This window comes from Vibrio sp. NH-UV-68 (genome assembly GCF_042940635.1).
Lineage (GTDB): Bacteria > Pseudomonadota > Gammaproteobacteria > Enterobacterales > Vibrionaceae > Vibrio > Vibrio pacinii.
In genome coordinates this window covers 463,940-485,699 of the sequence record NZ_CP134975.1, presented here as the reverse complement: position 1 = coordinate 485,699, position 21,760 = coordinate 463,940, and the positions used below count along the sequence as shown (strand labels likewise).

15 protein-coding genes are annotated in these 21,760 nt (G+C 46.7%); 10 read left to right on the top strand and 5 right to left on the bottom strand.

Annotated elements, in window-relative coordinates:
* Nucleotides 1–111: 111 nt before the first annotated feature.
* Entirely contained in the window at nt 112–1,299 is a 1,188-nt protein-coding gene (tyrS, locus tag ViNHUV68_RS02335; protein ID WP_391089122.1) for a tyrosine--tRNA ligase, read from the bottom strand.
* Between the two features lie 129 nt (nt 1,300–1,428).
* On the opposite strand from tyrS, the gene ViNHUV68_RS02330 reads away from it, so the two are divergent.
* Nucleotides 1,429–2,715 (top strand): peptidoglycan DD-metalloendopeptidase family protein, encoded by a 1,287-nt coding sequence (locus ViNHUV68_RS02330; RefSeq protein ID WP_391089120.1) that lies wholly within the window; start codon nt 1,429–1,431, stop codon nt 2,713–2,715.
* A 57-nt stretch (nt 2,716–2,772) separates the two neighbouring features.
* On the opposite strand, the gene ViNHUV68_RS02325 is transcribed toward ViNHUV68_RS02330, so the two are convergent.
* The 3 genes from ViNHUV68_RS02325 to erpA all read right to left on the bottom strand — a co-directional run bounded on the left by ViNHUV68_RS02325 (nt 2,773) and on the right by erpA (nt 7,579).
* Nucleotides 2,773–5,892: an efflux RND transporter permease subunit gene (locus ViNHUV68_RS02325; protein WP_391089118.1), complete on the bottom strand. Its 3,120-nt coding sequence runs from the start codon at nt 5,890–5,892 to the stop codon at nt 2,773–2,775.
* Between the two features lie 10 nt (nt 5,893–5,902).
* The gene (locus ViNHUV68_RS02320; protein ID WP_391089116.1) at nt 5,903–6,982 is read right to left on the bottom strand and encodes an efflux RND transporter periplasmic adaptor subunit; all 1,080 of its coding nucleotides are present in this window, start codon (nt 6,980–6,982) and stop codon (nt 5,903–5,905) included.
* A gap of 255 nt (nt 6,983–7,237) precedes the next feature.
* A complete protein-coding gene (gene erpA, locus ViNHUV68_RS02315; RefSeq protein ID WP_038173884.1) occupies nt 7,238–7,579 on the bottom strand; it encodes an iron-sulfur cluster insertion protein ErpA in 342 nt (113 codons plus the stop codon).
* Nucleotides 7,580–7,835: 256 nt separating this feature from the next.
* On the opposite strand from erpA, the gene hemL reads away from it, so the two are divergent.
* Complete coding sequence (gene hemL / locus ViNHUV68_RS02310) at nt 7,836–9,128, top strand: glutamate-1-semialdehyde 2,1-aminomutase (RefSeq protein ID WP_038173883.1); 1,293 nt, start codon at nt 7,836–7,838, stop codon at nt 9,126–9,128.
* A gap of 60 nt (nt 9,129–9,188) precedes the next feature.
* Here hemL and ViNHUV68_RS02305 read toward each other — a convergent pair whose 3' ends face one another.
* Nucleotides 9,189–9,356, bottom strand: a complete 168-nt coding sequence (locus ViNHUV68_RS02305) for a hypothetical protein (protein ID WP_157631140.1) — start codon at nt 9,354–9,356, stop codon at nt 9,189–9,191.
* Between the two features lie 49 nt (nt 9,357–9,405).
* Here ViNHUV68_RS02305 and ViNHUV68_RS02300 point away from each other — a divergent pair, with 49 nt between their 5' ends.
* The 8 genes from ViNHUV68_RS02300 (at nt 9,406) to ViNHUV68_RS02265 (ending at nt 21,730) form a co-directional block, all read left to right on the top strand.
* Nucleotides 9,406–10,491, top strand: coding sequence for an AI-2E family transporter (locus tag ViNHUV68_RS02300; RefSeq protein ID WP_038173984.1), 1,086 nt, complete (start codon nt 9,406–9,408; stop codon nt 10,489–10,491).
* A 72-nt stretch (nt 10,492–10,563) separates the two neighbouring features.
* The gene (gene rsmC, locus ViNHUV68_RS02295; protein ID WP_038173882.1) at nt 10,564–11,586 is read left to right on the top strand and encodes a 16S rRNA (guanine(1207)-N(2))-methyltransferase RsmC; all 1,023 of its coding nucleotides are present in this window, start codon (nt 10,564–10,566) and stop codon (nt 11,584–11,586) included.
* 209 nt (nt 11,587–11,795) lie between these two features.
* The gene (locus tag ViNHUV68_RS02290; RefSeq protein ID WP_391089112.1) at nt 11,796–15,179 is read left to right on the top strand and encodes a response regulator; all 3,384 of its coding nucleotides are present in this window, start codon (nt 11,796–11,798) and stop codon (nt 15,177–15,179) included.
* A gap of 654 nt (nt 15,180–15,833) precedes the next feature.
* Nucleotides 15,834–17,516 carry an ABC transporter substrate-binding protein gene (locus tag ViNHUV68_RS02285; protein WP_391089110.1) on the top strand — a complete coding sequence of 561 codons (1,683 nt, stop codon included), beginning with the start codon at nt 15,834–15,836 and terminating at the stop codon, nt 17,514–17,516.
* Between the two features lie 172 nt (nt 17,517–17,688).
* On the top strand, nt 17,689–18,675 hold the full coding sequence (locus ViNHUV68_RS02280) for an ABC transporter permease (RefSeq protein ID WP_038173879.1): 987 nt from the start codon (nt 17,689–17,691) through the stop codon (nt 18,673–18,675).
* 2 nt (nt 18,676–18,677) lie between these two features.
* Nucleotides 18,678–19,706 (top strand): ABC transporter permease, encoded by a 1,029-nt coding sequence (locus ViNHUV68_RS02275; RefSeq protein WP_038173878.1) that lies wholly within the window; start codon nt 18,678–18,680, stop codon nt 19,704–19,706.
* 2 nt (nt 19,707–19,708) lie between these two features.
* Entirely contained in the window at nt 19,709–20,692 is a 984-nt protein-coding gene (locus tag ViNHUV68_RS02270; protein ID WP_038173877.1) for an ABC transporter ATP-binding protein, read from the top strand.
* A gap of 42 nt (nt 20,693–20,734) precedes the next feature.
* Complete coding sequence (locus tag ViNHUV68_RS02265; RefSeq protein ID WP_038173876.1) at nt 20,735–21,730, top strand: ABC transporter ATP-binding protein; 996 nt, start codon at nt 20,735–20,737, stop codon at nt 21,728–21,730.
* Nucleotides 21,731–21,760: the final 30 nt, after the last annotated feature.

The following is a 21,760-nucleotide window of genomic DNA, read 5'->3' as shown; positions in this document are numbered from 1 at the left end:
AATCGTACAGAAAACCTGATTTTTCATTACGCTATGTTTTACCAACGGTAGTAATAAAAAAAGCGCCCAAAAGGCGCTTTAATTCAGATTAATTTCAGTTACTTAACATTACTATTTGATAGTAATGCGGGCAAATTTTCGCTTACCCACTTGGAACACATAAGTGCCCGCTTCAGGCGCCAATTTAGAATCGCCGACTTTTTCACCATCAATCTTCGCTGCGCCTTGTTTTACCATACGCATCGCTTCAGATGTTGATGCACAAAGACCCGCTTCTTTTAGCAGGTTACTCACTGGTAAGCCTGAGTCAAAATCAAACTCTGGCATCTCTTCAGGGATTTGATTCTTCGCAAAACGGTTAACAAACTCTTGCTCTGCGGCATCAGCGTCGGCCTGTGAGTGGAAACGAGCGATGATCTCTTTCGCTAGCGCAACTTTGACGTCACGTGGGTTGTTACCAGCGGCAACATCCGCTTTCAGTTGAGCAATTTCTTCCAACGGGCGGAAAGAAAGTAACTCATAGTAGCTCCACATTAGATCGTCAGAGATTGACATGATCTTACCGAACATTTCACCTGGCGCTTCGCTTATTCCGATGTAGTTGTGAGCAGACTTCGACATTTTCTTTTCGCCATCGAGGCCAACAAGAAGCGGCATCGTCAGAACAACTTGCGGTTTCTGGCCGTGTGCTTTTTGCAATTCACGTCCCATCAGCAAATTAAACTTCTGGTCAGTACCACCTAGCTCAACATCCGTTTCCATTGCGACTGAGTCATAGCCTTGTAGGAGTGGATACATAAACTCATGGATAGCAATTGGCTGGCCACCTGCGTAACGCTTTTTGAAGTCGTCACGCTCAAGCATGCGAGCAACCGTTTGGTTAGCGGCAAGACGAAGCATTCCCTCTGCACCTAGCTCAGAAAGCCACTCAGAGTTAAATTGAATCTTAGTCTTTGCGGGATCAAGAATCTTAAACACCTGCTCTTTATACGTTTCTGCGTTACGCAAAACGTCTTCACGAGTTAGCGGCGGACGAGTGGTGTTCTTACCCGTTGGGTCACCAACCATGCCAGTGAAATCACCGATGAGGAAGGTCACATCATGACCTAGTTCTTGAAAAGCGCGCAGCTTGTTCAAAATAACGGTATGGCCCAGATGAATATCAGGAGCGGTTGGATCGGCACCTAGTTTAATGCGTAAAGGACGACCTTCTTTTAATTTAGCAATCAGTTCGTCTTCTGGAATTAGCTCTTCAACACCGCGCTTAATCTCGGCTAGTGCAGCTTCAATGCTCGCCATTCTTGTTCACTCCCACAGATTTGGCAAAAATTTGATATTTTGCCATCTTACTTGAATAGCGATGCTTTTTGAAACCAGTTAGACTAAACAGCTATGCTTTTTTAACGATTTTTTTAGAACGGACATACGATGTTGTCTCTTTTTGCTCGCCTGCCTTGGATTCATCGAGCTCTTATTGCTTTTTTCAGTGCTTTTATGGTGATCGCGCTGTTATTACCCGCTCCTCAAGAGCTTCGCCAACATGAGAGCTTCTATCAGGTTGGCAAGGCGTACCCTTTATCGATTGATATCGATGCCCTGATTCAGCAACAATCGGTTCCTCAGTTAGTGTTCTTGCGCTGGGAAAAGCACACTATTGGTTCTGGCGATAGTATGGCGCTGCTGTTTCAGCGGGCCGGACTCTCTTCTCGCTTGCTCTATCAACTCACATCGACTAGCAAAGAGATAGAACGCCAACTGACCCGAGTTAGACCTGGTGACTCCTTCCAACTAGGGTTGGATAGCGACAACCAATTGGTTCAAATTGCTCGTCAAATCAACCCGTTCGAAACCTTCCTGATCACGAAATCAGAAGATGGCTATGTTTCGTCGCTGGATAAAAAAGAGGTCAATTATCAATATAATTATGCCGAGGCGATGATTACTTCTAATTTCTGGAATGCAGCCGCCTCTGCGGGCCTTACTCCGAATCAGATTATGGAATTAGCCGGGATTTTTGGTTGGGACATCGATTTTTCGCTCGATATTCGCAGCGGAGACTCTTTTAAGATTCTCTACCAAGAGAAAGTGGTTGAAGGCGAAGTGGTTGATCGCGGCAAAATTATCGCCGCCACGTTTACCAACCAAGGTGATACCTTTAAAGCCATTTTGGATGACAAAACTGGCAGCTATTATGACGAAAACGGACGCGCAATGAAGAAAGCGTTCCTGCGCTCTCCACTCGATTTTCGTCGTGTCAGCTCGAACTTCAATCCAAGCCGTCGTCATCCAGTCACTGGAAAAGTACGCGCTCACCGAGGTACCGATTATGCCGCTCCCGTGGGTACCCCTATTTGGGCGGCAGGTGACGGTATAGTGCAAAAATCGAGCTACAACCAATTCAATGGTAATTATGTGTTCATTAAACACAGCAATACCTACATCACCAAATACTTGCACTTAACCAAGCGTACTGTAAAAACAGGCCAACGCGTCAAACAAGGCCAAACCATTGGCACATTAGGCGGCACTGGCCGGGTGACAGGCCCTCACCTTCACTATGAATTCTTAGTCAATGGCGTACATAGAAACGCGCGCACGGTCAAACTGCCACAGTCCAAATCGCTAACTGGTAAAGCTAAAACCACCTTTATCGCCAATGCAAAGTTGCGTTTAGATAAACTTGAGCGATACGGACAACTGCTCGCTACCCCATAAACCCAAAAGACCCGCTTCAAGCGGGTCTTTTGGTTAGGCCGATGATTCAAGCGTCAATCACTGGTCAACTTCAATCACTTGGTTAGCCTTATCTTCCACTTTATGCACTCGGCCAAGCATCAACAGACAAGGCGTAAGAACCAGCGTCAGAACGGTGGCAAAGGCCAAACCTCCGGCCACCGCAGTGGCTAACTGTGACCACCACTGGGTACTGGGCGCGCCAAACTCAATTTTCTGATTGATAAGATCAACGTTCATTTCAAGTACCATCGGCAGCAAACCTAAAATGGTCGTGACTGTGGTTAACAATACCGGTCGCAAACGTTGCACCCCGGTGCGTAAAATCGCTTCACGCTTATCTAATCCGCGCCGTAGCAGTTGATTATAGGTATCAATCAGAACGATATTGTTATTAACCACAATCCCTGCCAAGGCTATAACACCGATGCCTGACATCACGATACCGAACGGTTTTTGGAACACCAACAAGCCAACAAATACTCCGACGGTCGAAAACAGCACCGCACTTAAGATCAAGAAGGCTTGATAGAAACTATTGAACTGGGTGATCAAAATAAGCGCCATGACCACCAGCGCAACTAAGAAGGCATTTTGTAAAAATGCCGACGAGTTTTCCTGTTCTTCATTTTGGCCACGAATTTTAAACTCAACACCTGGAGGCAGATCGAGCTCGGCAACCGCTTGCTCAATCTTGGGTAGTTCAAGCGCTAAGTTATACCCCTCTTTAATATCTGCCATAATGTTGATCACACGATGACCATCAATACGACGAATGGTGTCCTGCTTATGCTCTGGCACAATCGTGGCAAAATTGGTGATCGGCACTAAGCCTGCAGGTGTTTTGACACGCAGTTGATCAAATCGGCCAATATCTCGCTTATCAGCCGGATAGCGAACTAAAATATCGACCTCTTCGTTTGAGTCATCGGGTAGGTAATCACCGATCTTCAATCCATTAGTCACAAACTGTACCGTATTGCCAACCAAGGTCGCATCGGCCGCAAAACGCGACGCGTCATCACGACGAATATCGATTTGCCAATCAATGCCTTCTTTACTCGAGGTATCGCTCAAGTTGGTAAATGCTGGATAACTATCAGCCCATTGGCGCACCTGTTTAGCAGACTCGTCAAGCTGGTCAGGAATACGTGCTGACATTTCAATGACTAAGTCATGTTCGACTGGCGGTCCCGCGTCTGGGAACTTGTACTCTATCTCGACACCAGCGTATCCATCGGTCTGCTGTTTCAGCTCTTCAATGATGGTTTTGACAGGGCGGCGATATTGCCAATCAACTGGGGTGATTTGAATCTGACCAATTTCGTCATCTCCCCCGGTGCGAGTGTAGACACTTTCAAACTCTTGATGACCGAGCATGACCGCTTCAATATCACGAATAATAGTGTCTTTTTCATCCAGTGACAGATCACCGTAAGAACGAACTTTAACCGTAAAAAACGGCGGATCGACTTCCGGGAAGAATTCGGCGCCTAATCCCGCTTTGGCGTAAGTAAAGCCAACACCAATCGCCAGTAAAATCGCGCTGAGTAAAATCTTAAACGGGTGCTTGAGCGCAATATCTAAAGTCTGGAAGTAGAGCTTAGTAATCCCGGTCGCTTTAGAAAAGTCGCCATCGTGCAGTGCGACCATTTTTTCACGCTGTACTTGGGTCACATGCTGTGGTCGTCCAATCACACTGCCGAGCACTGGCACAAATAAGAGCGCCATCATCAAAGACGCACTTAACGTTGCGATTAAGGTCAAGGGCAGAAACTTCATGAACTCGCCCGTCACATCCGGCCAGAACAGCAAAGGAGCGAACGCGGCTAATGTGGTCGCCGTTGACGCCGTGATCGGCCAAGCCATACGTTTGGCCGCATCACGATACGCTTGTTGTCTTGAAATACCCTCTTGCATGCGCCGATCGGCAAACTCAGTCACAACAATCGCACCATCAACCAGCATACCCACCGCCATGATCAACGCAAATAACACGATGATATTGACCGTTAAGCCAAATACCGATAACACCAGCAAACCCGTTAAGAAAGAGCCTGGAATCGACACACCGACCAAAAACGCGGTTCGCACTCCCAAAATAGCGATGATCACGATCACCACTAAGATAATCGCTGACAAGATATTATTTTGCAGATCGTTAAGCATCATCTTAACGTCTTTAGATTGATCCCATGTGTATTTAACCAATAGATTGTTAGGCCAATCATCACGTTGCTGCGCTTGCGCGATGACCTCTTTGACCAAGGCGACCGTCTCAATACTGTTCTCGCCTGCACGCTTTTTCACGTCGAGCACCACGGCCGATTTACCATCTAATCGTGCATAACTTTCAGGATCGCGAAACGCACGCTTCACCGTGGCAACATCGCCAAAAGTGATCACTTGCTTTCCATCCACTTTAACTGGCAGTTCTAACACATCTTTTAAGGAATCAAACACGGAAGGAACTTTGACCGAAAAACGCCCATAGCCAGTATCAACAAAACCGGCAGCAACCACTCGGTTATTCAAGGCGATCAAGTTATAGATATCGCCTTGATCAAGACCGTAGCTTTCCATCAACAGCGGATCAACAATGATCTCGATGATATCTTCACGATCGCCAGCAATATCAACTTCAAGTACTTGCCGGAAACCTTCGAGCTTGTCGCTAAGCTGACGGGCAATTTGAACTATGGTTCGCTCAGGTACCGTCCCATAAAGTACCACCGACAAAGCGGGTTCTTCTGACGCAAGGGTGACTTCGTTAACCGTCGGCTCATCACTGTCACTGGGCAATTTAGGCTTAGCCAAATCGACCGCTTCACGCACATCGGCCATGGCTTTGTTAAGGTCAACGCCGACACTGAATTCTAGCATCACTGACGCATGCCCTTCCGCCGCCGTTGAGGTCATCTCTTTTACGCCCTCAATAGAACGCAGCTCTTGTTCAATCGGACGAACTAATAATCGCTCGGCATCGGTAGGGGAAATGCCTTGGTGGCCGACAGAGACATAAATGATTGGAATGGTAATGTCTGGACTCGACTCTTTGGGGATGGTGATGTACGTCCCGACCCCAGCGATGAGAATAAACACCAATAGCACCATCATGGTGCGCGTACGCGACAGCGCGGCATCAATTAAGGCAAACATATTCGTCTCCTTATTGCTGTCGTACGGCGAGCACAGGGTCACCATCACGCACAAAACCTTGTCCTGTGGTAATAATGTCTACTTGCTTACCGAGACCTGTGAGCCACACTCCATCTTGCTCTGCTTTGACCAGTTTGATGGCAATAAACTTCACTCGCTCGTCGACCAAGGTTTTTACTCCTAAGTCTCCGGCTTCATTTAACGCCAGCATCGCCGGAGTGATCTTGATAGCCAATTGCTCTTTAAGATTAAGTGCCACTTCGGTGCTGATCCCCGCCGGAATACGCTGCTGTGGGTTAGGCAGTTCAACTTCAATCGGAAACGTATTGGTCGAAGTAGAAGAGACGCGCGATATATAACGCACAGTTCCCGTGGTTTGTTCGTCACCAATAAACCGCACCTGCGCGGGTTGATTGAGGCGCAGATTCTGAATATGACGCTCGCTGACGTCTGCTTCGATGACAATTTTGCTTAGGTCGAGCAAAGTAGCAACCGGGTCACCAATAGCAACAAAATCGCCTCTTTCAACAAATAAATGGTCAATGACACCCGCAAACGGTGCTAAAACTTGAGTATTAGCTAATGCACGCTTGGCATTACTCACCATTGCTTTGGCTTCAACCAAATTGGCCTCAGCATTGGTAAAAGCCACCTCACCTTGCAACCCTTTGCTTTTTAATGACTGCGCCGCTTTGTACTCTTGCTCGCGGACTTTGCGCATCGCCTCAGCGCGCTGTAATTGAATCTCTAAATCCCCTTTGTCTATCAAGGCGATCGCCTGCCCCTTTGTCACGACATCGCCTTTTTGCACTTGCAAAGCGACGACCGTTCCAGCAATTTCAGCGCCGAGTCGAGCCTGCTTATTCGGTGCAGTTCGTCCATAAAGTTCAAGAGTTTGATGTGTCGACTCGGCAACAAACGTGCGGAATGCCACTTTCGCCAAAGGAATGGGCTCAGCACTGTTTGGCGGCGCAGAATCATCGGCATTGAGCATGCCAACACCTAACCAGACAGTGAGAATCACAACGATAAAAAGTGAAACGATATAAGGTCTAACCGCGATAAATCGCAGTGGAGAGAATCTAGCCATAACTATCCTTAGTGTGTCTCTATCTATCCAAATACTGATTGCGAACGACAAATGACGAGCAAAAAGTTGAAGATCTAGCACTTACTGACCATTGCAGTAAATTTGAACAACTAGGATATAAATTAATCAAATAAAAATATAGCTGTACGGACAACTATTTAGCAGGATTCTCAATACAGAAATAATTAGCAGGGAAAAATCGTGATATGACAATGAAATGACTAGGCTGCAGTGGCTACAGCCTAGTGATTAGAACTACACGCTAAATGAAGCACCACAACCACAAGTCGTCGTGGCATTGGGGTTATCAATGAAAAAGCGCGAGCCTTCAAGACCTTCGGTATAATCGACCTGACCACCGACAAGGTATTGCAAACTCATTGGGTCAACGACTAACGTGACACCGCTGTTGACAATCGTGGTGTCGCCTTCATTGACGTTCTCGTCAAACGTGAAACCGTACTGAAAACCGCTACAGCCCCCACCCGTGATATAAACGCGCAGCTTCAAGTTCGGGTTTTCTTCCTCTTCAATCAGAGTTCCCACTCGTTTAGCGGCTGCATCAGAGAATGTTAATGGAATATTTACTTCGCTCACGATGACCTCTCTCAGTCGTCGGTCTTCAAATGAATCACTCCATTTGAAGCCTTATATTTAGAATACTAACCGTGATTATCTAATACCTGAGTGAAGCGTTCAAGTATTCACCACCTTTGTAAGCAACTTTTCAGCAAAACTAACGTTATTCGCTACCAAAGTGCTGATAATGTGGCGCAAAGCGTTTTATTCGATCGAGTTCGACAGGTACAATGCCTTCCCAAATTGGTCCGAGCAATCATAAAGAGGATATCCTATGACCAAATCAGCAGACTTATTTGAAAAAGCACAACATAAAATTCCTGGGGGAGTGAACTCTCCAGTACGTGCTTTCAACGGCGTAGGCGGCGCCCCGATCTTTATTGAACGCGCCGACGGTCCATTGATTTTTGATGCTGATGGCAAGGCGTATATCGACTATGTAGGCTCATGGGGTCCAATGATTTTGGGTCACAACCATGCTGTCATTCGCGAAGCCGTCATTGATGCTGCGCAACGTGGTCTCAGTTTTGGTGCGCCAACGGAGATGGAAATTGCGATGGCTGAACTGGTTTCTGAACTGGTGCCATCAATGGAGCAAATCCGCATGGTCAGCTCAGGTACCGAAGCGACCATGAGTGCAATTCGCTTGGCACGTGGCTACACCGGTCGCGACAAAATCATCAAATTTGAAGGCTGCTACCACGGCCATGCCGATAGCTTGTTAGTAAAAGCTGGCTCAGGCGCCCTTACGCTTGGTCAACCGAGCTCTCCGGGTGTACCCGCGGATTTCGCCAAGTACACATTAACCGCTACCTTTAACGATTTAGACTCAGTGCGTCAATTGTTCGCGGCGAACAAAGGCGAGATCGCGTGTATTATCGTTGAGCCAGTCGCGGGCAACATGAACTGTATTCCGCCAGTTGAAGGCTTCCATCAGGGGCTGCGTCAAATCTGTGATGAAGAAGGCGCACTACTGATTTTTGATGAAGTAATGACCGGTTTCCGCGTCGCTCTTGGCGGTGCACAAAGTTATTACAACATCAAACCAGATTTGACCACACTTGGTAAAGTGATTGGCGGCGGCATGCCTGTTGGCGCGTTTGGCGGTCGCAAAGATGTGATGCAATACATCGCACCAACGGGTCCGGTTTACCAAGCAGGTACTCTCTCTGGTAACCCAGTCGCAATGGCGGCAGGTTACGCGTGTTTGAACCTGCTAAAAGAAGAAGGCAACGAAAAACGTTTGGCCTCTAAAACCAAACAGCTCGCCGAAGGCTTTAAGTCACTCGCGGATGAGCACGGAATTCCATTGGTGGTCAACCAAGTGGGTGGGATGTTCGGCTTCTTCTTTACTGATCAAGAGAGTGTAACGCGTTACGAAGAGGTCGCTAAATGCGATATCGAACGCTTTAAGCGCTTCTTCCACTTGATGCTAAAGCACGGTGTCTATCTCGCCCCTTCTGCGTTTGAAGCGAGCTTTACTTCACTGGCTCACGGTAGCAAAGAGATCGAAGCGACGTTAGAAGCCGCCGCTCGCTGTTTTGCCATCCTCGCTGACGAGGCGTAAAACCTTAAGCCAATACAGACAATCAAAGGCTGCGCACTGAGCAGCCTTTTTTGGTCGCGGCTATCGCCAGTTAACGATCACCAATACGGCCAATAAGCCGAGTAACAACCCAAACCACGGAATACGGCGCATCGACGCTTTAGGTGTCTGGCAGCTTTTCTCTTTGTTACAGCAGCCCATCGATTTCTCTCCTATGGTTAACTTTTTGATTTTACGTTGATGTCTCACTGGTTTGACGCCATTATACAAGGACATGTCAAACATTTGGACAATGGTTGTGTCAAATAAAATCAAAATTACTTCCAGCCACTGGGTGTTGGTTGTCGCCTTATTGGTCGCAGCCTTTGCCTGTTTTCTATTGGTCGAGCCTTATATTAACTCGATTGTGATGGCGTTTATTATTTCACTACTGATGTTTCCTATACATCAATGGTTTGAAAAAACGCTGCCAAACCATGCCAATATTGCCTCGCTGCTCTCTTGTGTAGTGCTGACATTTATCATTGTCGTGCCGTTACTGTTTGTTTTTGCAGCCATTGTTCAACAAGGGTCGACCTTTTCACAAAATCTCTATCAATGGGTCACCCATGGGGGCATCCAGACGATTTTTGCTCACCCTTGGGTCGTCAAAGTACTTTCGATTGCGAACACTTATTTGCCGTTTGATAGCATCGAACCGCAAGAGATTGCACAAAAAATCGGCCAGTTTGCGACCTCGTTTGGCAGTAACCTAGTCGGTATCAGCGCCAAGATCTTAGGTGATGCAACCAATTTCCTAGTCAATTTTTTCTTGATGTTGTTTGTGTTGTTCTTTTTGCTACGCGATCACGACAAAATAATCAGTGCGTTACGCCATATCTTGCCACTCTCACGCAGCCAAGAAGACAAGCTGCTCGATGAAATAGAACAAGTGTCGAAATCGGCAGTGATGGGATCGTTTTTAACCGCCATTGCACAAGGCTTAGCTGGTGGGATTGGGATGTGGATTGCAGGATTCCCTGGCCTGTTTTGGGGGACCATGATGGGGTTTGCCTCGTTTATCCCAGTGATCGGAACGGCGCTTATCTGGATTCCTGCCGCGATTTATCTGTTCTTAATTGGCGACACCACTTGGGCTATTTTCCTGACCATCTGGAGTATTGTGATTGTCGGTTCCATCGACAACTTGCTCCGACCTCTGTTAATGCAAGGTAGTGGCGGAATGAACACCTTGATGATCTTCTTCTCTCTTTTGGGCGGTCTGCACGTGTTCGGCTTAATCGGTTTAATCTATGGCCCGCTTATTTTTGCCGTCACTATTGTACTGTTTAATATTTATGAAGAAGAATTCCAAAGTTTCTTGGATCAACAAGATCGCAGTTAACGACTAAGATTGGTTTATGATCAGGGAGGATTATGCGAAAATCCTCCCTTCGTTTTTTATACTGAGACCGTTATGTCCGCCTATATTGCGCCTAGCCAAATCGCTCAAAGACAACTTGACTATTTTGCTGGCAAACATGTTCTGGTTGCTGGTGAAGCTGAAGACTTATTCCCCGTTGAGTTATCTCAACACTGTCTTTCTGTGACTGTTTTCACTACCCATTATGGCTATCACCGCCAGCTGCAAGCCTACTCTCAAGTTAACAGTGTTTTTGGCGCTGAATTTGATCGTCCAACTCAGGCTGATATGGTGCTGCTCTATTGGCCTAAAGCCAAAGCCGAGGCGGAATACCTTCTGGCGATGCTGATGGCAAAACTCGGCAGTGAAACAGAAATTGTCATCGTCGGTGAAAACCGCTCAGGGATAAAAAGCGCAGAGAAGATGTTTGCACCTTACGGATCAATCAAGAAATATGATTCTGCGCGGCGCTGTTCTTTCTATTGGGGCGTCTGCCAACACGCACCTGACAGCTTTAATATTGATCAGTGGTACAAAAGCTATACCGTCCACTATCGAGAATGCGAATTAACCATTAAGAGTCTGCCTGGCGTGTTTAGCCATGGCGAATTCGATATTGGCAGCCAATTATTGCTCGACACCCTACCACCACTATCAGGGACTGTACTTGATTTCGGCTGCGGTGCTGGCGTGATTGGCTCTGTGATGGCCTCACTCAACCCTGACATCAAACTGGAAATGTGTGACATTAGCGCCCTTGCGGTCGCGTCTAGTCGTGCCACATTGGCGGCCAATGGTCTCAGCGGCAAGGTGTTTGCTTCTGATGTCTACTCCGATAGCGGTGATCAGTATGACTATATCATCAGTAATCCACCTTTTCATTCAGGCCTAGAGACAAGCTATAGCGCCACCGAGACGCTATTAGCCCAAGGACCAAAGCATCAATCAGCACGTGGTGAGTTGTTTATTGTTGCCAATAGCTTTCTGAAATACTCACCGATCATTGAGCAAGCGTACAGTAATTGTGAGACGCTAAATAAGACCACTAAATTCGTAATTTACCACGCGAAGAAGTAACTATTCACGCCTACTCTTGACCTAAGATTAGGCGTTACCCCGCCCATCAAGTTGAAAATTGCGCCTCTCTGCACGCTTTGCTTGCAACTTACTTGTCAAAGTAAAAAAACTCGTTAGTTTTGTCATATTAAAAATAACGTTTTTGTCTTGCTTGCTAGTACTCACGACGTTCTGGTAAGCCGCATTCGCACGGAAAGTCTAGAGAAATCATGTTTAAGTTGTATCGAAAGCAGAAATTTAAGCGTCTGCAAAGTACGTTAATGTGGGCGTTTTTGGTCTTGAGTATTACCCCACTTACCATCATTGCGATCTTTTTCTTGCAGTCCCATACCAAGGATCTTCAAGAGCAGAGCACCTCGCACCTAGTGTCAGTGCGCGACAGCAAGCAGCAGCAGGTGATTGATTACTTATATGCCAAAGAATCTGAGGTGATGGGCTTCGTCCGCTCTGAACTTGCGTATGCCAGTGGTGGTCGTTTCTATGGTTTGGTCAATGCGTTTAGTAATTTAGGCTTAGATATTGAACAAGCGCGTAAAAACGCTCAGCAGCGCTACATCCAAGGCTCAGGGGACCAAATTAAAACCTCGATACTGCCACAATCGAGCGTATTTAATGGTACAGAACGCTACCGTTTGTTGCACAAACGCTACCATTGGGCCTATCTAGAACTGCTCAAACGTTCTGACTTTGATGACGTCTTACTCGTCGATCGCGATGGTAACGTAACTTACTCCATCTACAAGCATGACAATTTTGCCACCAATCTACTTACTGGCCGTTATAAAGATAACAACCTTGGTCAAACCTTTGCCAAACTGCGCAATCTTGTTAATGAAAAACGTAAGACCAACGAAGATTTCACGCCAGTGATCATCTCTGACTTTTCAGCCGAAGACGGTAAATCGGTCGCTTGGCTTGGCGCCCCAATCATTCAACAAGGTTACCTGCACAGTTTTGCCATGTTCCGCTTACCAAACAACGGCATTACCAAACTCATCGCCGATGATCCGAATAATCCCAAACGCACTTTATTGGTTGGCAGTGACCATCAATCGCGTTCGCTTGCTTATCAGCAGCAAGATATTGATAAGAGTAAAGCCGTCATTGATTTAGCGCTATCAGGCCTGACCAATGTGGGGACCTATTCGAATACTGACAATGAGTCTATCATTGCGGCCTATAGCCCGATTTCCGTCAAAGGCATTGACTGGGCGATCGTCGTCGAAGTGCCAGAGAAAGTTGCCTTTGCTCGTGTGCACCAACTTGAAACCGTGTTTGTCTTTGCCATGCTTATTGCTATTTTGCTGGTTGTGATGGCATCACACTACTTATCTAACTTTATTACTTCTCCTTTGCTCAAATTAACCTGGGCTGCAGAGAAAGTCTCGGCGGGCGATCTTGATGCCGATATGATCAACACCCAGCGTAAAGATGAGATTGGCCGCCTAGCGGTCAGCTTTGAACGTATGCAGCGCTCTATCCGAGAAAAAATCCTGCTCATCAAACAACAAAACAAAGAGCTAGAAAGTAACATTAAGTTGATTCAAAAGCAGAATGACGAGCTGCAACTGGCCAATAAACTCAAAGATGAATTCCTTGCGACCACCTCGCACGAGTTACGTACGCCACTGCACGGCATGGTGGGAATTGCTGAAGCGTTAGCCTCTGGCGCCAATGGACCAATAACAGCCGAGCACAAATATCAACTCGACATTATTATTAACAGTGGCCAGCGTTTGGCGACCTTAGTTGACGACTTACTTGATTATCACAAAATGCGCTATGGCAATTTAGACATCGAAACCTGCGCCGTTGATCTAGCCGGATCGACCCGCTTGGTTTTGGAGCTATCGTCACACCTACTGGGTAATAAGCCCATTCGAATAATCAACCAAGTGCCAAAAGATCCCGTTTGGGTCAGCGCGGATCCGCAGCGTCTTGAGCAAGTGCTGTATAACCTGGTTGGTAATGCGATCAAATACACCAGTGAAGGCAAAATTGTCATCTCTGCCGGTGTGATCGATGATCAAATCCGCGTGCAGGTGGTCGATACTGGCCAAGGGATTCCCGCCGATCAACTTGAGAACATCTTTGAACCCTTAATTCAAGCGGGCAATGATTCAACCCGTTATCGTCAAGGAGCGGGGTTAGGTCTGTCCATTAGCCGTCAATTGATCGAATTAATGCAAGGCTCATTGTATGTGAGTAGTCAGCCAATGGTTGGCACCACCTTTAGTTTTACACTACCGTTGGCTACGCAAGAGCAAATCCAAGCAACTCACCACTATGAAGCGCCGCACTTTAAAGTACCAGAAAATAACGACATCGAGTTCGAAGAACCAACTAACTTACCAGAGAACAGTAACGGCCCACTGCTACTGGTGGTTGATGACGAACCCGTAAACCTACGTGTCCTTGATAGCTTCCTACGCCTTGAAGGGTATCGTGTTCGCACCGCTAAAGATGGTTATGAAGCGCTTGAGGCGATCAATAAGGAAAAACCTGAACTGATGCTGCTCGATATCATGATGCCTGGCATGAGTGGCTATCAAGTGTGTGAGACGCTACGTCAAACCTATGATCACGCTGAGTTACCGATCATCATGCTTACCGCGCTAAATCAGACCGATGACCGTGTGCGCGGATTCAGTGTTGGCGCAAATGACTATTTGCCTAAACCATTCAATAAACAAGAACTAGCGGCGCGTATCGTTGCTCATCTCACGGCGAGCAAAGCCGAGCAACGCCGTATTGAAAATCAGCAGCTACAACACGAACTCAAGCAGCGTGCAATGGTAGAAGCGGGCTTGCTTGAAACTCAAGGCCGTCTGCTCGAGCAATTAGAGACAGCACCTGAAGCGATTATTTGTGTTCGCGACGATAACAAGATTCGCTTTGCCAACGAAGCCGCCTCGAAACTGTTCAAACGTTCTACAGAACAACTCAAACGCTCAACCGCTGATGAGATCATCGCTCCTAAGTTCCTCAATGTTGAACAAGAACACTATTGTGGCCAAATCGATATCTATGTTGAAGATGTCAGACAGCACCTCTCGGCAGATATTCTCAAATTACCCCCGGGCTCTGGATTACGCTCAATGTATATCTTTAATGTCGGCGGCGGCATTAATATGAACCGCATCAACAACCTCGAAACCGCAATCGAAGCGCTATCCAGCTTTGCATTTGAAGGCGACCGAGCGAAGCTACAGGAATTGAAAGAGCTCGGCGGTGAGTTTACCCGTTTGGCTGATCGTGTCGCGGGTGACAACAAATCCAAGCAAGAAGTGATGCGTGAGGTACTGGTTGATGCGATGACCAGCGCTTTGGATTACTGGGAGTCGGTGACAGGACAAACCAAATTTGCCTTTGCTGAGCAAAGTGGTCTGTGGCGCGTTTATCTTGATCGCAGTACCTTACAAACAAGAACGCTCGACAAATACCTTCGACCAGAGACGCTACCAAAAACCCCACGCTGGCGAACGGTGCTTAGCTCTCTCGATTACATTCTTGAGCATTGCAATGAGCAGAGCCCTGAGCGCGCCCACATCGAGGCGCTAAAAGATAAATTACAGCACTTACTGACGAGCTAAGTCCGAACGAGTCAACACGATGAAGCCCGCTTATGCGGGCTTTTTTTATCCCATCGCTAAGCGTAACTTCACTGACGAAAGAGTTAATACGCTACGTAAAACAACCTATATTCCTACAGTATAACCACCGCTTAAATTACGCCCATTTAAGCTTTGCCAGTGGTGTTTTGATGCTAAAACTGGCACAAAGAACTCAGATTGCGATACCAATCACAACAAGACGGCAGTTTTTATTTAACCACGAGAATTAATCGTCAAGACCACACGTGACTTAGATCTCACCCAAAGACTAACGCCAAAAAAAAACATTTAAATAAAGACCTGAAGAGTAAGTAAGCGCTCACACCAATAAGCTTAAAAAAAGCATTGTGCGACCGAGTTCAAAGCCAGTTTTTGGTGCAAAAATTAAACACAATGACGTTTTTTAACAGTATTGACGTGGAATGGCGCAGTTTTTACGTTTTTGACGGGAATAGCGATTGCGTATTTTAACATTAAGGTGTCTTCTTACCCTTGCCTAAGGACTACAGGCCACTCTCGAAATTAAATCTCCTCCGATTTGATTTTAACGATAGAGGTAGACCTTAGTGAGTGTTTATCAATTGATGACATTCCATCCATTAGTGAAATGAAAGCAAATAGTAAGGAACAGCTATGCTTGCCAACATAAAAAAAACAGCACTAGCAACAGCAATTATTGCTACAGCAACAACAGGCTTTGCCTCTGTTGCAACAGCAGCTGAGCGCAGTGAATTAACTGTACACCCTAAAGAATTTACGACTTTTGTACGTAACTTTAACCCGTTCTTGGGTGCAACCAACCTGCACACAACAACAGACTTTATGTATGAGCCTCTTGTCGTGTTTAACGAAATGCACGGTAACACTCCAGTATTCCGTTTAGCAGAAAACTACAAAATGTCTGACGACCTAATGAGTGTTACTTTCGACATTCGTAAAGGCGTAAAATGGTCAGACGGTGAAACATTTGATGCAAACGACGTAGTATTCTCATTCAACTTAGTTAAAGAGAAGCCTGAACTGGACCAAAGTGGTATTAACTCTTGGGTGACCAGTGTTGAGAAACTCAATGACTACCAAGTTAAATTCCGCCTAACAGAAGCGAACTCAAACGTTCCTTACGAAATTGCCAAAGTACCCGTTGTACCTCAGCACGTATGGAAAGATATCAAAGATCCTGCGTCATTTACTAACGAAAACCCAGTAGGTTCTGGTCCTTTCACTGAGATCGATACGTTCACAGCGCAACTTTACATCCAGTGTGCCAACCCAAATTACTGGGATGCAGACAACCTAGATATTGACTGTTTACGTGTGCCACAAATCGCTAACAACGACCAGTTCTTGGGTAAAGTGGTTAACGGTGAAATGGACTGGACTTCTTCATTCATTCCAGACATCGATCGTACTTACGCAGCATCAAGTCCAAACCACCAGTACTGGTACCCGCCATCAGGCACTCAAGCATTCGTCGTGAACTTCAAAAACCCAGACGCAGCGAAGAACGAAGCACTGACTAACGTCGACTTCCGTCGTGCATTCTCTATGGCGCTTGACCGTCAAACTATCATTGATATCGCTTTCTACGGCGGCGGTACAGTGAATGATTTCGCTTCTGGCCTTGGTTACGCATTTGAAGCTTGGTCTGACGAAAATACCCACGGTAAGTACAAAGGTTACAACACGTACAATGAAGAGGGTGCGAAAGCGCTGCTTAAAAAAGCCGGCTTTAAAGATGTCAACAACGATGGTTTCGTTGACACTCCATCAGGTCAGTCATTTGAGCTTCTGATTCAATCACCAAACGGTTGGACTGATTTCAATAACACAGTACAGCTTGCGGTTGAACAGCTTGCAGAAGTAGGAATCAAAGCGAAAGCTCGCACTCCTGATTTCTCTGTCTACAACCAAGCGATGCTAGAAGGAACGTATGACGTAGCGTACACCAACTACTTCCATGGTGCCGATCCGCATACCTACTGGAACAGTGCATATAACTCGGCATTACAAGCGGGTGATGGTATGCCTCGTTTCGCGATGCACTTCTACAAGAACGACAAGCTAGATGGTCTTCTTAACAGCTTCTACAAAACCGCTGATAAGAATGAGCAGCTAGAAATCGCTCACGGCATCCAGCAAATCATTGCGGCTGACCAAGTTACGATTCCAGTGATGTCTGGTGCTTACATGTACCAATACAACACAACTCGCTTCACGGGTTGGTGGAACGAAGAGAATCCACAAGGTCGTCCAAATATTTGGGCTGGTATCCCAGAACGTCTACTGCATGTACTGGACCTAAAACCAGTTCAATAAGTCGTTGTTCAATCTTGCGGCGCATTTTCTGTGCGCCGCTCAATCCCCACTCTTTAGCTTGTTTAAAGTATGACGCCCGTCGTCAGGGGATTTTTCGCTCCAAATTTGTAGTTTAGCTAGGAGCGACCTGAAACCAGAAACAGGGAAAATCTGGGTAAGTAAGGTGTGAGTTATGGGTTATTTTTTAAGACGTTTGTCGTTCTATTTTGTCGCGCTGTTAGTTGCTGCGACTTTAAACTTTATTATTCCTCGGGCAATGCCAGGTGATCCAGTCACCATGATGTTTGCTAATGCATCCGTTCAGGTAACGCCAGAACGTATCGCGGCAATGAAAGAACTGCTCGGCTTTGTCGATGGTGGCCTGTTCGTACAGTACATTGCCTACATGAAAAACATTCTGAGCTGGGAATTGGGGACTTCAATCCAATTTTACCCTCTTTCAGTTAATACGCTTCTGGGCGGCGCATTTGGTTGGTCACTCTTCCTTGCAGGTAGTGCTGTTATCCTCTCTTTCTCTATTGGCTCTACGCTAGGTATCTTTGCCGCTTGGAAACGAGGGAGTAAATACGATGCGTTTGTAACACCTGGCATGCTGATTATCCAAGCTGTCCCTCAAGTGGTTATCGCAATGCTAGCGCTGTTCATTTTCGCCATCGGCTTGAAGTGGTTCCCAACTGGCTATGCCTACACCGCTGGCACCACACCAGACTGGACAAGCTGGGAGTTCTATAAAGACGTCGGCTACCATGCCGTGTTGCCTCTCTTCTGTGCCTCTATCATTCAAATCGGCGGCTTCTTGGTCAACATGCGTAACAACATGATCAACTTACTGGCCGAAGACTACATCACGATGGCAAAGGGCAAAGGGCTGAGCGAAAACCGCGTGGTATTCAACTACGCTGCGCGCAATGCACTACTACCAAGTGTCACCGCTCTGTCGATGTCACTTGGTATGGCTATCGGTGGTCAGTTGATCATTGAAATTATCTTTAACTACCCAGGCCTTGGCACTGTGTTATTGAATGCGATTCACGCACGTGATTACCAAGTTCTTCAGGGCCAGTTGATCATCATGACGCTATTTATGCTGTCGTTTAACTTAATCGCCGACATGCTTTACGTTGTCCTTGATCCTCGCTTGCGTAAGGGAGGGAAATAATTATGAAATCTCTATTTAAACTCATCTTAGGTAATGCCTACGCTCGTATTGGCTTAGCCATTGTCTCGCTATTTATTTTCATGGCAATCGCGGCCCCGTTGATTACTAAACACGCTCCAGACAAGCGCACCGGTAATCCTCATGAATACCCTGCGTCAGTCGTAAAAGCGGCGCAAGCGAATCCAACGGGTTGGGTCGCAGAGAACTTAGCGACTGACCGCCGCACAATGATCATGTCGAAAAAGGCCGATCATACATTAGGTACCAGTCGCATGGGCCGCGATATATGGTCTCAACTGGTTTACGGCGCACGTATCTCTCTTGGTGTCGGCTTCGGCGCGGGTTTGACAGTGTGTTTCTTAGCCACCGTTATCGGAATTTCTGCGGGTTACTTTGGTGGACGGGTTGATGACATATTAACCGCCGCGATGAACATCATGTTAGTTATTCCGCAATACCCACTACTGTTTGTTTTAGCGGCCTTTATCGGTGAGGCTGGGCCTCTAACCATTGCCATTATTATCGGCTGTACCTCCTGGGCGTGGGGAGCAAGGGTTATCCGCTCACAGACTCTTGCCTTACGTGAAAAAGAGTTTGTTAAAGCGGCGGAAGTACTGGGTGAGTCTTCATTCCGAATCATCTTCGTTGAGATTTTACCTAACTTAATTCCTATCGTTGGCGCGAGCTTTATCGGCTCGGTGATGTATGCCATTGGTATGGAGTCGATCATTTCATTCCTTGGCCTTGGCGACCCAAGTACCATCAGTTGGGGCATCATGCTGTACAACGTTCAAACCTCTTCAGCAATGCTGATTGGCGCCTGGTGGGAAGTACTTGCTCCTTGTGTCGCATTAACCATTCTTGTTACTGGCCTTGCTCTGCTTAACTTTGCCGTTGACGAAATCGCCAACCCTCAGCTTCGCTCTCATAAGGGTATGAAGCGTTGGAAAAAACTGGCTCAACAAGACAAGCAACAGCGCAAACCAGATCAACTAGCACCACAAAATGCACTTTGGAGCGGAGATAAATAATTATGACGAATCCACTTATTTCGATCCGCAATCTCTGCGTTGATTATATTACCGATGCTGGCGACGTGCGCGCCTGTAACAATGTCAGCTTCGATATTGCTCCAGGCGAGGTTTTTGGCCTTGCCGGAGAGTCTGGTTGTGGTAAATCGACGGTTGCCTTCTCGCTGATGCGCTTACATAAGCCGCCCGCGTATATTAGCGGTGGTGAGGTCATCTTCAACGGCGAAAATATCCTCCAATACAGCGACGAAAGAATGCAATCTTTCCGCTGGAGTGAAATGTCAATGGTGTTCCAGAGTGCGATGAATGCGCTTAACCCAGTCTTGACCATGGAAGATCAATTTTGTGACGTCATCATGCGTCACACCAATATGACTCGTGAACAGGCACGTAAGCGTGCAGAAGGTCTGCTGGAAATCGTTGATATCCACCCAAGTCGTTTAACCGACTACCCGCACCAATTCTCTGGTGGTATGCGCCAGCGTTTGGTGATTGCGATTGCGTTAGCACTGAATCCAAAAATGATCATCATGGATGAGCCAACAACGGCACTGGATGTAGTGGTACAGCGCGAGATTCTGCAAAAAATCTACGCTTTAAAAGAAGAGTTTGGCTTCTCTATTTTGTTCATTACCCATGACTTGTCACTGATGGTCGAGTTCTCAGACCGAATTGGCATCATGTACTCGGGCGAATTAATCGAAGTCGCACCTTCTAAAGAGATTTTGCAAACGCCTTTCCACCCTTACACCAAAGGGTTGGGCAGTTCTTTTCCTCCATTAATCGGCCCAAAAACCAAGTTAACCGGTATTCCAGGCAACCCTCTCAACTTGTTGGAAATTCCGCAAGGTTGTCGCTTTCAAGCTCGCTGTGACCGCGTGCATGAAGCCTGTACTAAGGTACCGACCGCGTTAAGACAAGTTGAGCCAAATCGTTTCTCAAATTGCCATCTTTACGGTGAAACCATTGCTCAAGCCAAGCTCTAGCAATTGATTGATAAATAAGAACGAATATTACTGGAGAGAATTATGAGCAAAGCATTTGGCGAACTACTGATTGAAGGCAAAAATCTAGTCAAAGATTTTCCAATCAACAGTAACGCACTAAAACAACCTCTGATGCGTGCGATCAACGACGTATCATTCAAAATGTACAAAAGCCGCGGTCTTTCTGTGGTGGGTGAGTCAGGATCTGGCAAATCAACCACGGCGAAAATGATCGCCAAGATGTACGCCCCAACCGATGGCGTTATCGAGTACAAAGGTCGCGATATTCAAGATATCACAACCAAAAAAGAGCTCATGCACTACCGCGAAGGTGTGCAAATGGTATGGCAAGACCCGTTCGGTTCATTAAATCCAACGCATAATATTTTTCACCATATTGCGCGTCCTTTATTGATTCACCACAAGGTGTCTCCGAGCAACAAAAAAGAGCTCGAAGAACGCGTCTATGACTTGCTTGAACAAGTGGGATTAATTCCACCAAAAGAAACCGCGCAGAAGTTCCCACATCAACTTTCCGGTGGTCAACGTCAGCGTGTCAATCTCGCACGTAACATTGCGGTTGGCGCCGAAGTGGTTCTTGCTGATGAGCCAACCTCTATGCTGGATGTCTCGATTCGTGCTGGTGTATTGAACCTGATGGAAGAGATGAAGTTTGAGAAACAGATGTCTCTGCTTTACATCACTCACGATATCGCCACGGCTCGTTATATCGCCGAAGATCTTGCCGTTATGTACGTCGGTCATATGGTTGAATGGGGCGACACCGAAGAGATCATTCACGATCCTCAGCACCCCTACACTCAACTGCTGGTTTCGGCAGTACCTGATCCAAGTAAGTCGATCCACGAGAAGCTCAAGGGCAATAAAGGGGAAATTCCACTTTGGACCCCCGCTTCTGTTGGCTGTCCGTTTGCAGGTCGTTGTCAGCAAGCTAGCGACAAGTGTCGTGAGAAATTACCTGAGGTGACTCAGTTGTCTGACAACCACTTTGTACGTTGCTACTTATACGAAAATTAACCGACAGAGCCAAGAGTGCGCTCTTGGCTC

Coding starts and splice junctions, on each gene's coding strand:
- ViNHUV68_RS02275 (WP_038173878.1), top strand. CDS start 18,678: ATGAAATCTCTATTTAAACTCATCTTAGGTAATGCCTACGCTCGTATT.
- ViNHUV68_RS02285 (WP_391089110.1), top strand. CDS start 15,834: ATGCTTGCCAACATAAAAAAAACAGCACTAGCAACAGCAATTATTGCT.
- ViNHUV68_RS02320 (WP_391089116.1), bottom strand. CDS start 6,982: ATGGCTAGATTCTCTCCACTGCGATTTATCGCGGTTAGACCTTATATC.
- ViNHUV68_RS02290 (WP_391089112.1), top strand. CDS start 11,796: ATGTTTAAGTTGTATCGAAAGCAGAAATTTAAGCGTCTGCAAAGTACG.
- ViNHUV68_RS02325 (WP_391089118.1), bottom strand. CDS start 5,892: ATGTTTGCCTTAATTGATGCCGCGCTGTCGCGTACGCGCACCATGATG.
- ViNHUV68_RS02265 (WP_038173876.1), top strand. CDS start 20,735: ATGAGCAAAGCATTTGGCGAACTACTGATTGAAGGCAAAAATCTAGTC.
- hemL (WP_038173883.1), top strand. CDS start 7,836: ATGACCAAATCAGCAGACTTATTTGAAAAAGCACAACATAAAATTCCT.
- rsmC (WP_038173882.1), top strand. CDS start 10,564: ATGTCCGCCTATATTGCGCCTAGCCAAATCGCTCAAAGACAACTTGAC.
- ViNHUV68_RS02330 (WP_391089120.1), top strand. CDS start 1,429: ATGTTGTCTCTTTTTGCTCGCCTGCCTTGGATTCATCGAGCTCTTATT.
- ViNHUV68_RS02270 (WP_038173877.1), top strand. CDS start 19,709: ATGACGAATCCACTTATTTCGATCCGCAATCTCTGCGTTGATTATATT.
- tyrS (WP_391089122.1), bottom strand. CDS start 1,299: ATGGCGAGCATTGAAGCTGCACTAGCCGAGATTAAGCGCGGTGTTGAA.
- ViNHUV68_RS02280 (WP_038173879.1), top strand. CDS start 17,689: ATGGGTTATTTTTTAAGACGTTTGTCGTTCTATTTTGTCGCGCTGTTA.